Genomic DNA, 13,354 nt, shown 5'->3' with positions numbered 1-13,354 from the left:
TAACCGCTCAAGGCGGACGGGTTGCCGCCGACATGCATGCTGAACCCGTGCATCGACCGAACCTCCGGACGGTTGAATCCGTGTCCCCTATGCGTGCCGACCTGTGGCCGAGGCGGGGGCGGATGCCGCTGAGGCGTAGGCGTTGCACGGCTGTTGGCGGTAGCCTCGTGAACAGCGCGTGACCCTCCCGGGAACGCGCGGCGTGGCCGCCGCGTTGACCCGAGCAGGCGATTCACCGTCGCCTGGCCCCGTCCCGACTCGCCCGAGGATCATCGAATGGACCCAGTGGCACCCTTCGCGATCGCTGTGATGACGCTGGCCGGCGGCGCTTTCGTACTCTCCTGGGCTGCGGAGAAGACTCGTCGTGCGGCCCGGCCGGTGCGCGTGCGCGCTCAGCGCCGACGCCCCACCGACCGTCTCTGACCCCCAACCGTTTCCACGGCGAGGGCGACCCCAACCGGGTCGCCCTCGCCGTTTTCGCGTGTGTGACGATCCTCACGTGAAGACGATCCTCTTCGGCGCGACCGGCATGGTCGGACAGGGCGTCCTGCGTGAGTGCCTACTTGCCGACGACGTCACCGAGGTGCTGTCGGTCGGCCGCACGCCGCTGGGCCGCACCGATCCGAAACTGCGCGAGCTGCTGCTCCCGTCGCTCGACGACCTGACGACCGTGGCCGATCAGCTCGCCGGGTACGACGCGTGCTTCTTCTGTCTGGGCGTCTCGTCGGTGGGGATGGACGAGGCGGAGTACCGCCGGATCACCTACGACCTCACGCTCGGCGTCGCCCGGCTACTGGCCGAGCGGAGCCCGAACTCGACGTTCACCTACGTGTCCGGCCAGGGCACCGACAGCTCCGAGCAGGGCAGCACGATGTGGGCCCGGGTCAAGGGCAAGACCGAGAACGACCTGCTGACGCTGCCGCTCCAGACCTACGTGTTCCGGCCCGGCTTCATCCGGCCGATGAACGGCGAGGGTCCGAAGACGGCAGCGTTCCGCTGGGGCTACCGCCTGCTCGCGCCGGTCACGAAACTCGGGACCCGGGTGTTCCCGAAGTACGCGACGACCACCGAAGCGGTCGGCCGGGCGATGCTGCGGGTGACGCGCGAGAATCCGCCGACCCGAGTGCTCGGCAACCCGGAGATCACCCGCCTCGGCACCTAGAGCGGCCGGAAGTTACGCGGCGGCCGATCTCGGCGTTCAGTCCGCCGCGATTGCTCGGAGGACGTCCAGGCCGGCCGCCGTGCGGGTCGGGCGGGCTCCGGCCAGCAGGCCGGCGAGCGCGCCGCCGAGAACGATGACCACGAGCGGCACGATCGGCACGATCGGCATCGAGAATCCGGTGTCGGTGATCCGGATCAGGGCCCACCCCAGCGCGGTGCCGAGGGCCGCCCCCACCACGGTGCTGAACAGTGCGATCAGCACCGACTCCCACCACACCATCGCGCGGACCTGACGCCGGGTCGCGCCCACCGCGCGCACCAGCCCCAGCTCCCTGGTGCGTTCGTGCACACCGAGCGAGAGCGTGTTCGCGATCCCCAGCAGCGCGGTGACCACGGCGATCGCGAGCAGCACGTAGACCAGGTTGAGCAGCTGGCCGATCGCTTCGGCGCCGAGCCCGGCGAGCTCCCCGGCGTCCGACACCGTCGGATTCCCGTACGCACGCGCCGCCGCGACGATCGCGTCCCGTCCGTCCGCGGCCGGGACACCGTCGGCCAGCTCCACGTACACGGCTGAGGCCAGCGCCTGCGTCGCGTGCGGCGCCCACTCCTGCGCGCTCATCAGCACGGGCTCGACCAGCTGGCTGCGCCCGTACACGGCGACGACCTCGTCGGTCGCGACCGAGCCGTCCGGGTACCGCACGCGGACCCGGTCGCCGAGCGCGTGACCGGAGTCGTCGGCGACGGCGATGCGTCCCGGCCGCAGCGACGAGAGCGCCGCGCCGGAGGCGTCCGGAAGAGCCAGGACGCGGGCCAGCGACGCGGGGTCGGCGGCGCTGACGCTCGTGCCGGAGCCGTCGACGACGGCCTGCCCACCGCCGACCGCCGCCACCGTCTCGACCTGCGGCAGGCGCGCGAGCGCCGGTGCGAGATCGGCCGGGAGCGAACCGTTGCCGAAGCGGGCGCCGCTGGTCACCGCGAAGTCGCCGCGGAACGTGGTCTCCACGTCCGTGGCCGATGCGGCCTTCAGCGACCCCGCCGCCACCGTGAACAGCGTCACGATGCCCACACCGAGCAGGAGCGCGGCCGCGGACCCGGCGGTACGCCGCGGATTGCGGCGCGCGTTGCGCAGGGCCAGCCCGGCGGTGACGCCGCGCAGCGGCAGCCGGGACAGCGGCCGGACCAGCAGCGGCGCCAGCGCGAGGACCCCGGCGACGACAAGCACCGCACCGGCGCCGACGGCCACCACCGCGGACCCGAGAACGACGGCCGGCGCACCGGCCGCACCGAGCACGACACCGACGCCGACCCGCACCCGCGAGATCCCGACGCGCTCGGCCGCCGCTCCGCGCAACGCCTCCAGCGGCGCCACCCGGGACGCCCGCAGCGCCGGACCGATCGCCGCGAGCACGGTCGCCAGCACGCCGACCGGGACGCAGATCGCGATCGTCGACAGCGGGAACACCAACCCGTCGACCGGCGCGGCGAACCCGAGCGCGCCGAACACGACCTTCAGCAGGGCGGCCAACCCGTACCCGGCCGCGATTCCGGCGGCGGTGGCGACGACGCCGATCACCAGCGCCTCCGCGACCACACCGGCCAGCACCTGCCCCCGCCCGGCGCCGACCGCTCGCAGCAGCGCGGTCTCCCGCGTCCGCTGCGCCACCAGGATCGCGAACGTGTTGTGGATGCTGAGCACGGCCACCAGCAGCGCGATCCCCGCGAACGCACCGAGCAGGGCACGGAGCGCGCTCAGGAACCCGTCGTTGACCGCGGCGGTCGTCTCGTCGGTGGCCGCGGCCCCGGTGATCGCCTGCACGCCCGGCGGCAGCACGGCGCCGATCTTCCCGGCGAGGTCCGCCCCGGTGCCGCGTACCTGGATCGACGTCAGCTGGTCTCGTCCACCGGCGAGGAAGGTCCTGGCGTCGGCCGGGGTCAGCCCCACGTAGGACGTTCCCCCGAACGCGTCGGCGTCGCCGAACGTCACGATGCCCACGACGCGCACCGGCTCCGGGGCCGGGGTCAGCAGCGTCGTGCGGTCACCGACGTGCAGGTCGCCGATCTTCGCGGCGGCCCGGTCGACGACGACGTCGCCGGCGGCGATCGGCGCGGCTCCCTGCGAGACCTTCCACGGGTTGAGCGCCGGGTCGGCCACCCACGACGACGCCCGCCGCGGCCCGTTGACCGCGATCGCGTTCCCGTCGCGCCCGAGCAGCTGCCCGAATCCCTCGACGACCGGCGCGGCGGCCTCGACGCCGGGCACGCCCAGCACGGTGTCGAGTACCGAGCCGGCGAGCGGGGGCCTGGCCGCGTTCGGCCCGTCCGCCAACGCGGTGGAGCTGCGCACGACGACGTCGGTGCCGGCGTTCGCCTCGCCGAAGAACCCGTCGATCGCGCTGGTCATGGTGGCCGTCATCGTCAGCGTCGCGGCCAGGAACGCCACTCCGAGCAGCACCGCGAGGAACGTGCCGAACAGCCGTCGGCGCCGGGTCCGCAGCCCGGAGAGCAGGACGTTCCTCATGACCGGGTCACCTGCCCGTCGGCGAGGCGCACCACCGAGTCCGCGTAACCGGCGGCCACCGGGTCGTGGGTCACCATCACCACGGTCTGTCCGAACTCGTCGACGGCGTGCCGCAGGAACGTGAGCAGCTCCGCTCCGGCCGCCGAGTCGAGGTTGCCGGTGGGCTCGTCGGCGAACACCACGTCCGGCCGGGTGGCCAACGCCCGCGCGACCGCGACCCGCTGCTGCTGGCCGCCGGAGAGCTCCGACGGCCGGTGGTCGAGCCGGTCGCCGAGCCCGACCGTCGCGGTGACGAGTGCGATCCACTCCCGGTCGGGCGTGGTGCCGGCCAGCGCCGAGGGCAACGCGATGTTCTCCGCCGCGGTCAGCGTCGGAAGCAGGTTGAACGCTTGGAAGACGAAGCCGATGCGTTCCCGCCGCAGCCGGGTGAGCGCGGTGTCGGAGAGCCCGGACAGCGCGGTGTCGCCCAGGTACACCTCGCCGGAGCTCAGCGGGTCGAGCCCGGCCAGGCAGTGCATCAGCGTCGACTTACCGGACCCGGACGGCCCCATGATCGCGGTGAAGCGGCCGCGCCCGAACTCGACCGTCACGTCGTCGAGCGCGGTCACCGCGGTGTCCCCGTGTCCGTACGTCTTGCGCGCCCGGACGGTGCGGGCGGCGGCATCAGTCGTCATGTCGAACAGGCTGGCCGGACCACCCCCCGGCGGTCGTCCACGTGCGTTCGGCATCGCGGCTACGTCAGCTGACGTAGCCGGGCCGCCCGGGAACCAGCGTCTGGACGGACGCGCGCCGACGGTGGAGACCGGACGATCGAGCCATGAAACTCACCCCCCGCTGGCGGAAGACGGTGCTGATCAGCCACGTGGCGACGTCGGTCGGCTGGCTGGGAGCGGACGCCGTCCTGGTCGTGCTGGGCGTCGCCGGGCTCACCGGGGCCGCCGGCGGCCCGGACGTCGTCTATCCGGTCGCCGGGCTGATCGGTACCGTGCTGATCACTCCGCTGGCGCTCGCGGCGCTGGTGACCGGAGTAGTGAGCGGCCTCGGTACCAAGTGGGGCCTGGTGCGCTACTGGTGGGTGGCGGTGAAGCTCGCGGTGACCGTCGTGATGAACGTGCTGGTGCTGTTCCTGCTGGCCCCGGGTCTGCGGGAAGCCGCGCGCCTGGGCGCGGAGCTCCCGTCGAGGGACGCGATCAACCTCGTCGTCGCGCCGTCGGTGGCGTGTGCGCTGCTGCTGTTCACCACGGTGCTGAGCGTCGCGAAGCCGTGGAAGCGCCGATGAGCCGCGCGTTCGACGCCCTGCTCGCGGTGGTGCTCACCGCGCTGAGCCTGGCCGTGGCCGGTCAGCTCGGTCACGTCCAACCGGAGGCCCAGCCCGTCGACGCGATCGGGTACGCGCTCACCGCGATCGCGTGCCTGGCGCTCGTCGCGCGGCGGTGGTTCCCGGCGGTCACCCTCGCGGTGACGACGGCGACCGTGTCGACGTACCTGATCGCGGGCTACCCGTACGGTCCGGTGCTGATCGCGGTGGCGATCGCGACCTACACGGTCGTGCTGCGGTACCCGGTGCGCCGGGCGGTGCTGATCAGCGGCGCGGCGATGCTGGTGCTGCTCGGCCACCTGGTGTTCTCGGAGTCGCTGCTGCCGGGGCTGTTGCCGGGCTCGGCGTGGATCGTCGTGCCGTTCGCGGTGGGTTCCGCGGTGAAGCTCAATCGGCAGGCCGCCGCGGCCGAAGCCCAGCGGGCGGCGGACGACGAGCGGCTGCGCGTGGCCCAGGAGGTGCACGACGTCGTCGGCCACGGGTTGGCCGCGATCACGATGCAGGCCGACATCGCGCTGCACCTGCTGCCCACCAAGCCGTCGCAGGCCGAGGCCGCGCTCACCGCGATCAGCGCCACCAGCCGGGAGGCGCTGGACGAGCTCCGCGCCACGCTGGAGATCCTGCGTGACCGCGCGCCGCTGGCCGGCCTGGCCCGGCTCGACGCGCTGACCGACCGGATCACCGCCAGCGGCACGCTGGTCCGGACGATCGTGACCGGCGAGGTCCGGCCGCTCCCGCGCGCGGTCGACCTGGTCGCGTACCGGATCGTCCAGGAGTCGCTGACGAACGTGCTGCGCCACGCCGGGCCGGCCACCGCGACCGTGCGGGTCGGCTACGGTCCGGACTCGGTGCGGATCGAGGTGGCCGACACCGGCCCCGGTGGCCCGTTCACCGAGGGCCACGGGATCGCCGGCATGCGGGAGCGGGTGACGTCGGTGGGTGGAACGCTCGCCGTCTCCGGTTCCGACGGGTTCCGGGTGGTCGCGGAGCTCCCGGCGTGATCCGGGTCCTGATCGCCGACGACCAGGCGCTGGTGCGTCTGGGGCTGCGCGCGCTGCTGGACAACGAACCCGACCTCGAGGTGGTCGGTGACGTGGCGGACGGGCTCGCCGCGGTCGCGGTCGCGGTCGAGACCCGTCCGGACGTCGTGCTGATGGACATCCGGATGCCGGGTATCGACGGTATCGAGGCGACGCGCCGGATCGTGGCGGCCGTCCCGGACACGCGGATCGTCGTGCTCACCACGTTCGAGATCGACGAGTACATCTTCGACGCGCTGCGCGTGGGTGCCTCGGGCTTCCTGCTCAAGGACACCCGCCCGACCGACCTGCTGGACGCCGTCCGCGGGGTCGTCGCGGGTGGAGCGTTGCTCTCCCCGTCGGTCACCCGCCGGGTCGTGAAGACGTTCGTCGACCGGCCGAGCCGCCGGTCCGAGCCGCATCCGCGCTGGTCGAGCCTGACCGAGCGGGAGCAGGAGATCGCCGCCCTGGTGGCCGAGGGGTTGTCGAACGACGAGATCGCGGACCGGCTGGTGATCAGCCCGGCCACGGTGCGGACGCACGTGGGCCGCGCGATGGTGAAGCTGGGCGCCCGCGACCGGGCGCAGCTGGTGGTGTTCACCTACCAGAGCGGAGCGGGCGCATAGGGCCGTCGAATCACCAGCCCGCGTCCCGTCGCCAGATCGCAGGGGGTCGGGCCCGAACCCGGTCAGCCGCGCAGGCTCGGAGAGGCGAGCCGGGCCCGCGCGGCTGACCGGCGCGGGCTAGATGGCGGGGAGCTCGCCGCCGTCGACGTTCAGGCTGGCGCCGGTGATCCACTGGCCTCGGTCCGAGACGAGGAAGGCGACGGCCTCGGCGATGTCACGCGGGTCACCGGGGATCGCGCCGCCCGCCCCGGCTTCGCGCAGCGCCGGCAGCAGCGCGTTGGTGACTCGAACGGACGACAGGAAGTTGAGGTCGAGGGCGTCGAGCCACTCCTCGTCGGGGATGGTCGCGATACCGCCGAGGTGGGTGCGGGCGGCGGCGGCGTTGTTCACGACGATGTCGACACCGCCGAGCTCGCGTAGCGCTGCCGCGGCGAACGCCTGGACGCCGGCGAGCGTGCTGATGTCGCCCTGGATGAAGGTGGCGCCCTTCGGCGTCTCGTCGGTCGCCGTGCGTGCCGTCGTGACGACGCTCGCGCCGCCGTCGAGCAGCCGCTGCACGATGAGCACGACGTGCTGGTCGCTGCGCGCCGGCAGTTCAACGAGACCGGCTACCACGGCACCTCGGTCGAGGATCTCTCCCGCGTGACCGGGATCAGCAAAGGCAGCCTCTACAGCGCATTCGGCGACAAGGACGCGCTGTTCCGCCGCATCTTCGAGGAGTACTGCGACAGCTCCGATCGGAGCGCCGCAGCCAGGGTGAACGGTCCGGAGGACCAGGCGCTCGACCGTCTCCGCGCGTGGCTCGCCGCGCCCGAAGGCTGCCCCGACCGGCGCGGTTGCGCTCGGTGGGCTGGTCCTCGCCACGCATCGCGGACTCGAGGCGCTGCTCAAGGCGGGGGTCGACACGAAAACACTGAACCGCATCGCCGACGCCGCCGTCGACGGCATCACGCTCGACCCCGTGCGCACGAGCGCCTGAACGTGCCGGACGCCGAACTAGCCCAGCAGCCAGCCGTTGGCTTCGGCCAGGCGGACGGCTTCGGCCCGGGTGCGGGCACCGGTCTTGCCGATCGCGGCGGACAGGTGGTTGCGGACCGTGCCCTCGGACAGGTGCAGTTCCTTCGCGAGATCGGCGACCGTGCCGCCGGCCCTGGCCGCGCGGAGGACGTCGGTCTCGCGGTCGGTGAGCGGGGTGGCGCCGGTGGCGAGGGTCTCCGCGGCGAGCGTGGGATCCACGACACGCAGCCCGGCGTGCACTCGGCGCACCGCGTCCGCCAGCTGTTTGGCCGGGGTGTCCTTGACGACGAAACCGCTGGCGCCGGCCTCCATCGCGCGACGCAGGTAGCCGGGGCGGCCGAACGTCGTGACGATCAGGACCTTGCAGGTGGGGAGCGCGTCGCGGACGGCCTTGGCGGCGGCGATGCCGTCCAGGCCCGGCATCTCGACGTCGAGCAGCGCGACGTCGGGCCGGTTGGCCGCCGCGGCCGCGGCCACCTCGTCGCCGCGGCCGACCTCGGCGACGACGGTTAGGTCGGGCTCGAGGTCGAGCAGGGCCGCCAGCGCACCGCGGACCAGCGCCTGGTCGTCGGCCAGCAGGAGACGGATCTCCTCGCTCATCGGGTTCCTCCCAGGGTGACGCGCAGCAAGAATCCGCCGAGGTCCGAACGTCCGACGACGAGCGTCCCACCCGCCGTTTCGACCCGCTCACGCAACCCGGTCAACCCGTTCCCCAGCTCCGACCCGGACACGGCCGACGCGGCGACGGCACCTCGCCCGTCGTCGGCCACCTCGACGCAGCCGCGGGCGACCGTGACCACGCAGCGCCGGGCAGCGGCGTGCCGGATCACGTTCGTCACCCCCTCGCGCACGACCCAGCCGAACAGCTCCCGCCGCTCCCCCGGCACCTCGTCGAGCGCGATCGGCAGCTGCGCGTCGATACCGGCGGCGTCGAGCGCGACCCGGGCGCTGACGATCTCCCCGGCCAGCGTCACCGCCCGGTAGCCGCTGACCGTGCGCCGGACGTCGGCGAGCGCCTCCCGGGAGAGGCGCTCCAGATCCGCGACCTCACGCTCCGCGCGATCCGGGTCGGCGCGGATGAGCCGCCCGGCCAGCTCCGCCTTCACCGTGATGACGGTGAGCGAGTGCCCGAGGATGTCGTGCAGATCCCGGGCGGTACGGGCCCGCTCCTCCGCGATCGCGAGCTGCGTGACGGTTTCCTGCGCGGCGATCAGCTGCACGTTGCGCTCGATCATCTGACGCACGCCCCAGATCGCCAGCGCGGACACCACGATGCCGAAGATCAGCCCGGCGCCCGTGCTGTACCCGGGCACGAACGCGTCGAGGGCCAGGGCCAGCACGAGCAACCCGACCGCGACCCCGATCCCGTAGCGCAGCGGCAGCACCATCATCGACGCGGCACTGATGTACACGAACGTGGCCAGCGCGTTGGACCCGGACGCCGGCACCGTCAGCGCTGCCAGCAGAACCAGGACACCGATCGCGGTCCAGCTGCGGCGAACCTCGTCCTCCCACAGCCGGAACCGGGTCGAGCGGACGAACGTGAAGATCCCCAGGTACCAGAGCGCGAACGCGAGCAGCGCGGCCAGGCCGAGCACCCGCAGCACGACGTTGTCCTGTTCCCACGCCACCTGAGCCGGGTCGACCAGGTAGAAGAGCCAGATTCCACCGAACAGCCAGCCGAACCGCGCCATCCTGGGGCGGCCGGTGAACGCGGCGTTCGCTCGCGAGATCGGCTCGGTGCTGGTCATGGCGGTCACGCTAACGCGGAACCCAACCACTAGACACGGGCACCGAGGCGCTCCAAGATACATACCGTCAAGACTGCATCTTTTTGTGAGCCACTGCCCAACGTCGGGGGTGAGCACGTGCCGGAAGAATCCGTACGCGTCCTGGTGGTCGGCGCCGGTTTCGGAGGACTGTCAGCGGCGGCGCATTTACGCGCCGCCGGCTACCGCTCCCCCGACGACCTGCTGATCATCGAGAAGGCCGACCAGGTCGGCGGCACCTGGCGGGACAACACCTATCCCGAGTGCGCCTGCGACGTGCAGTCGGTGCTGTACTCGTTCTCGTTCGCGCCGAACCCGGATTGGCCGCGGTCCTACAGCCGCCAGCCCGAGATCCTGGACTACCTGGTGCGGACGGTGCGCGACACCGGCCTGATCGACCACGTCCGGTTCGGCTGCGAACTGTTCGGTGCCCACTGGGACGGCACCCACTGGATCGCCGAGACCTCCAGCGGCACCATCCGCGCCCAGGTGCTGGTGGCCGCCACCGGCGCGCTGTCCGCCCCACGCCTGCCCGACCTGCCCGGCCTGGTCTCGTTCCGCGGCGACGCGTTCCACTCCGCCCGCTGGGACCACTCGGTCCCGCTGAAGGGCAAGCGGGTCGGCGTCGTCGGTACCGGCGCGTCCGCCGTGCAGTTCGTTCCGGCGATCGCGCCGGAGGCCGGTCGGCTGACCGTCTTCCAGCGGACGCCGGGCTGGGTCGTGCCCCGGGGCGACCGGCCGTACCTCAAAGCCGAGCGTGCGCTCTACCGACGCTGGCCGATCACCCAGCGGATCGCCCGCGGCTCGACGTACCTCTACCGCGAGAGCTACGTGCTCAGCATGGCCCACTTCCCCAAGCTGCTGCCGGGCATGCAGTTCGTCGCCGAGACCCACTTGCGCCGCCAGGTGAAGGACCCGGAGCTGCGGGCGAAGCTGCGCCCGCCGTTCCAGATCGGCTGCAAACGCGCGCTGCTCTCCGACGACTGGTTCCCGGCGCTGCAGCGGCCCAACGTCGAGCTGGTGACCGCGGCCGCCGCCGAGGTGACCCCGACCGGTGTCGTCGACGCCGCCGGGCGCGAGCACGATCTCGACGTCCTGATCTTCGGCACCGGCTTCACCCCGACCGAACCGCCGGTGGCCCGCCTGATCACCGGCCGCGCCGGGCTGACCCTCGCCGAGACCTGGGACGGGAGCCCGCGCGCCCACCTCGGGATGACCATCCACGGGTTCCCGAACCTGTTCCTGATGTACGGCCCGAACACGAACCTGGGGCACAGCTCGATCATCTACATGCTCGAGTCGCAGGCCCGCTACATCGTCGACGCCGTCCGCACGCTCGACCGCGCCGACCTCGCCTCGCTCGAGGTGCGTGCGGAGACCGAACACGACTACGTCGCCGACGTCCACCGCAAGTTGGAGCGGTCGGTCTGGAACCAGGGCGGGTGCGCCAGCTGGTATCTCGACCGCAACGGCCGGAACAGCGTCATGTGGCATACGTTCACGTGGCGGTACCGGCAGGCGACGCGCCGCATCGACCTGGACAACTACCACTTGAAAGCGGTGCCGCTGAATGCACTATGACGTCCTCGTGGTGGGTAGTGGCTTCGGCGGCAGCGTCACCGCGCTCCGCCTCACCGAGAAGGGGTACCGGGTCGGGGTGCTGGAGGCCGGCCGCCGGTTCGACCAGGAGACCCTGCCGAAAACGTCGTGGGATCTGCGCCGGTACCTGTGGGCGCCGCAGCTCGGGTGTTACGGCCCGCAACGCATCCACCTGCTGCCCGACGTGCTGGTGATGGCCGGCGCCGGCGTCGGCGGTGGGTCGCTGAACTACGCCAACACGCTCTACCAGCCACCGCGGGCGTTCTTCGACGACCCGCAGTGGGCCGGCATCACCGACTGGGCCGACGAACTCGAGCCGCACTACGAGCAGGCCCGGCGCATGCTCGGCGTCACGACGAACCCGTCGGTGACGCCGGCGGACGTCGCGATGCGCAAGGTCGCGGACGAGATCGGGGCCGGGGACACCTGGCGCTCGACCCCGGTCGGCGTGTTCTTCGGGCCGTCGGGGAAGGACCCCTTCTTCGGCGGCGCCGGGCCCGACCGGGTGGCGTGCACCGAGTGCGGCTCGTGCATGACCGGCTGTCGCGTCGGCGCGAAGAACACGCTCACCCAGAACTACCTGTACCTGGCCGAGAAGGCCGGGGCCGAGGTGCACCCGCTCACCACCGTGAGGTCGATCCGCACCGACCGCCCCGGCTGGACCGTCGAGACCGTGCGCAGCGGCCGCCGGTCGGGCCGGCGGACGTTCACCGCGGACCACGTCGTGCTGGCCGCGGGCACGTACGGCACGCAGCGGTTGCTGCACGCGATGCGCAAGACGATGCCGGACCTCTCGCCCCGGCTGGGCCACCAGACGCGGACGAACTCCGAGGCGGTGCTCGCGGCGACGTCTCGGCGTCTCCACACGAACTACAGCCGGGGCGTGGCGATCACGGCGTCGTTCCACCCGGACCCGAAGACTCACATCGAGCCGGTCCGCTACGGGCCGGGCAGCAACGTGATCGGCCTGCTGCAGACGCTGCTCGTCGACGGTGGGCGCGGCCCGCGCTGGCTGCGCGCCCTCGGGGTGGCCGTCCGCAACCCCGGCGCGGTCTGGCGCAGCCTGTCCGTGCGCCGCTGGTCGGAGCGCACGGTGATCGCGCTCGTCATGCAGGAACACGACGACTCACTGGTGGTGTCGGGCAAGCGCGGGCTGTTCGGCGGCCAGCGGCTGCGGACGAAACCCGGCCCCGGCGAGCCGCCGCCACGGTGGATCCCGGTCGGTCACGACGTCGTGCGCCGCCTCGCCCGCGAGGTCGACGGCGATCCCGGCGGATCGTTCGCCGACATCGCGAACATCCCGATGACCGCGCACTTCATCGGCGGCTGCTCGATGGGGCTCTCGGCCGACGACGGCGTCATCGATCCGTACCACCGGGTGCACGGCTACCCGGGGCTCTCGATCATGGACGGGTCGACGGTCTCGGCGAACCTCGGCGTGAACCCGGCCCTGACGATCACCGCTCTCACCGAGCGGGCCTGCTCGTTCTGGCCGAACCGCGGCGAGGACGACCCCCGCCCGGACCTCGGCCAGGCTTATCGGCGCGTGGCCCCGGTGGCACCGGGCAGTCCGGTCGTACCAGCGCACGCACCCGCTGCGCTCCTGTTCCCGACGATCAAGGTTCGAGAGTCCTCATGATCCCGTCAGTTCCCGAGTCGCTGCTGGCCACCGACGTCGTGTTGCCGGAGAGCTCGGCGCCGGCCCCGTGGAGGACGAAGATCGACGCCGCCTTCTGGTGGCACCGGGCGTCGCCGGACGCGGCGGCCCAGCTGCCGGTCGAGCTGCGTGCGCTGGGCACCATCCCGGTGACGCTGGTGGCGTTCGTGCGGTACCGCGAGTCGCCGGTCGGACCGTACTCGGAGGTCTTCGCGAGCCCGGTGCTGCTGCGTCAGTGGCCGGTGCCGCCGCTGCACGTGCCGTTCATCGCGGTCGACTCGCTGGCGTCCGTGCACGGCGGGCGGGTGAACTGGGCGCTGCCGAAAGCGGTCGCGTCGTTCACCTGGGGCTCGTCGTCGATCGCAGCCTCGGGTGACGGCTGGGACGTCGCCGCCACCGCGCAGGCGTCGACACCGAAGTTCCCGGTGGCCGGCGGGTTGAAGATGACCCAGCTCTTCGACGAGGGGCCGCGATCGGCCTGGGTGGGCCTGTACGGCCGCGCCCGCCTGGGCCGGGTCACGGTGGCCGCGAGCGGGCCGACGCTGTCGTCCTGGCTTCTCCCGGGCCGCCACCCCGCGCTGATCATCAGCGACTCGACGATGAACATCAGCGCACCCCGCTGACACGAACGGAGGGCCGGCAGCTCAATAGCGTGCCGGCCCTCCGTGTC

General features: G+C 72.5%; 12 protein-coding genes and 1 pseudogene. 8 read left to right on the top strand and 5 right to left on the bottom strand.

Annotated elements, in window-relative coordinates; genetic code table 11:
- Positions 1-499 precede the first annotated feature (499 nt).
- Positions 500-1,162 (top strand): Rossmann-fold NAD(P)-binding domain-containing protein, encoded by a 663-nt coding sequence (locus CRYAR_RS03475; RefSeq protein ID WP_035848445.1) that lies wholly within the window; start codon positions 500-502, stop codon positions 1,160-1,162.
- A gap of 36 nt (positions 1,163-1,198) precedes the next feature.
- Here the strand turns inward: CRYAR_RS03475 and CRYAR_RS03470 are convergent, their stop codons facing one another.
- The gene (locus CRYAR_RS03470; protein ID WP_035848444.1) at positions 1,199-3,679 is read right to left on the bottom strand and encodes an ABC transporter permease; all 2,481 of its coding nucleotides are present in this window, start codon (positions 3,677-3,679) and stop codon (positions 1,199-1,201) included.
- The gene (locus CRYAR_RS03465) at positions 3,676-4,353 is read right to left on the bottom strand and encodes an ABC transporter ATP-binding protein (protein ID WP_051569692.1); all 678 of its coding nucleotides are present in this window, start codon (positions 4,351-4,353) and stop codon (positions 3,676-3,678) included. Before CRYAR_RS03465 ends, CRYAR_RS03470 begins: the two co-directional genes overlap by 4 nt.
- 143 nt (positions 4,354-4,496) lie before the next feature.
- Between CRYAR_RS03465 and CRYAR_RS03460 the strand changes: the two genes are divergently transcribed.
- The 3 genes from CRYAR_RS03460 to CRYAR_RS03450 are packed head-to-tail and all read left to right on the top strand — an operon-like array spanning position 4,497 to position 6,642.
- Entirely contained in the window at positions 4,497-4,958 is a 462-nt protein-coding gene (locus CRYAR_RS03460; protein WP_035848443.1) for a hypothetical protein, read from the top strand.
- Positions 4,955-5,998, top strand: a complete 1,044-nt coding sequence (locus tag CRYAR_RS03455; RefSeq protein ID WP_035860389.1) for a sensor histidine kinase — start codon at positions 4,955-4,957, stop codon at positions 5,996-5,998. The genes CRYAR_RS03460 and CRYAR_RS03455 overlap by 4 nt, the downstream gene beginning before the upstream one ends.
- The gene (locus CRYAR_RS03450; protein ID WP_035848441.1) at positions 5,995-6,642 is read left to right on the top strand and encodes a response regulator; all 648 of its coding nucleotides are present in this window, start codon (positions 5,995-5,997) and stop codon (positions 6,640-6,642) included. The genes CRYAR_RS03455 and CRYAR_RS03450 overlap by 4 nt, the downstream gene beginning before the upstream one ends.
- Positions 6,643-6,759: 117 nt before the next feature.
- On the opposite strand, the gene CRYAR_RS03445 is transcribed toward CRYAR_RS03450, so the two are convergent.
- The gene (locus CRYAR_RS03445) at positions 6,760-7,200 is read right to left on the bottom strand and encodes an SDR family oxidoreductase (RefSeq protein ID WP_425389387.1); all 441 of its coding nucleotides are present in this window, start codon (positions 7,198-7,200) and stop codon (positions 6,760-6,762) included.
- A gap of 12 nt (positions 7,201-7,212) precedes the next feature.
- Here CRYAR_RS03445 and CRYAR_RS50580 point away from each other — a divergent pair.
- A pseudogene (locus CRYAR_RS50580) lies at positions 7,213-7,293 on the top strand (TetR family transcriptional regulator); the annotation flags it as partial.
- A gap of 345 nt (positions 7,294-7,638) precedes the next feature.
- Here the strand turns inward: CRYAR_RS50580 and CRYAR_RS03440 are convergent.
- Together CRYAR_RS03440 and CRYAR_RS03435 are read right to left on the bottom strand one after the other, a co-directional pair.
- Positions 7,639-8,259 carry a response regulator transcription factor gene (locus CRYAR_RS03440; RefSeq protein WP_035848440.1) on the bottom strand — a complete coding sequence of 207 codons (621 nt, stop codon included), beginning with the start codon at positions 8,257-8,259 and terminating at the stop codon, positions 7,639-7,641.
- Positions 8,256-9,410, bottom strand: a complete 1,155-nt coding sequence (locus tag CRYAR_RS03435) for a sensor histidine kinase (RefSeq protein WP_169744988.1) — start codon at positions 9,408-9,410, stop codon at positions 8,256-8,258. Before CRYAR_RS03435 ends, CRYAR_RS03440 begins: the two co-directional genes overlap by 4 nt.
- A 117-nt stretch (positions 9,411-9,527) precedes the next feature.
- Here CRYAR_RS03435 and CRYAR_RS03430 point away from each other — a divergent pair, with 117 nt between their 5' ends.
- Genes CRYAR_RS03430 through CRYAR_RS03420 form a run of 3 tightly spaced genes read left to right on the top strand, consistent with a single transcriptional unit; the run spans position 9,528 to position 13,307 of the window.
- Positions 9,528-11,009 (top strand): flavin-containing monooxygenase, encoded by a 1,482-nt coding sequence (locus CRYAR_RS03430; protein ID WP_035848436.1) that lies wholly within the window; start codon positions 9,528-9,530, stop codon positions 11,007-11,009.
- Positions 10,999-12,666, top strand: coding sequence for an FAD-dependent oxidoreductase (locus CRYAR_RS03425; protein ID WP_035848434.1), 1,668 nt, complete (start codon positions 10,999-11,001; stop codon positions 12,664-12,666). Before CRYAR_RS03430 ends, CRYAR_RS03425 begins: the two co-directional genes overlap by 11 nt.
- Positions 12,663-13,307, top strand: coding sequence for an acetoacetate decarboxylase family protein (locus CRYAR_RS03420; RefSeq protein WP_051569689.1), 645 nt, complete (start codon positions 12,663-12,665; stop codon positions 13,305-13,307). The genes CRYAR_RS03425 and CRYAR_RS03420 overlap by 4 nt, the downstream gene beginning before the upstream one ends.
- Positions 13,308-13,354 lie beyond the last annotated feature (47 nt).

Source organism: Cryptosporangium arvum DSM 44712 (assembly GCF_000585375.1).
Taxonomy (GTDB): Bacteria; Actinomycetota; Actinomycetes; order Mycobacteriales; family Cryptosporangiaceae; genus Cryptosporangium; species Cryptosporangium arvum.
Note: the sequence above shows the minus strand (reverse complement) of the source record. Positions and strands in the feature narration are given on the sequence as shown.

Excerpts from the sequence above, each read along its gene's own strand:
- CRYAR_RS03455 (WP_035860389.1), top strand. The coding sequence starts at position 4,955 with ATGAGCCGCGCGTTCGACGCCCTGCTCGCGGTGGTGCTCACCGCGCTG.
- CRYAR_RS03420 (WP_051569689.1), top strand. The coding sequence starts at position 12,663 with ATGATCCCGTCAGTTCCCGAGTCGCTGCTGGCCACCGACGTCGTGTTG.
- CRYAR_RS03470 (WP_035848444.1), bottom strand. The coding sequence starts at position 3,679 with ATGAGGAACGTCCTGCTCTCCGGGCTGCGGACCCGGCGCCGACGGCTG.
- CRYAR_RS03440 (WP_035848440.1), bottom strand. The coding sequence starts at position 8,259 with ATGAGCGAGGAGATCCGTCTCCTGCTGGCCGACGACCAGGCGCTGGTC.
- CRYAR_RS03435 (WP_169744988.1), bottom strand. The coding sequence starts at position 9,410 with ATGACCAGCACCGAGCCGATCTCGCGAGCGAACGCCGCGTTCACCGGC.
- CRYAR_RS03425 (WP_035848434.1), top strand. The coding sequence starts at position 10,999 with ATGCACTATGACGTCCTCGTGGTGGGTAGTGGCTTCGGCGGCAGCGTC.
- CRYAR_RS03465 (WP_051569692.1), bottom strand. The coding sequence starts at position 4,353 with ATGACGACTGATGCCGCCGCCCGCACCGTCCGGGCGCGCAAGACGTAC.
- CRYAR_RS03460 (WP_035848443.1), top strand. The coding sequence starts at position 4,497 with ATGAAACTCACCCCCCGCTGGCGGAAGACGGTGCTGATCAGCCACGTG.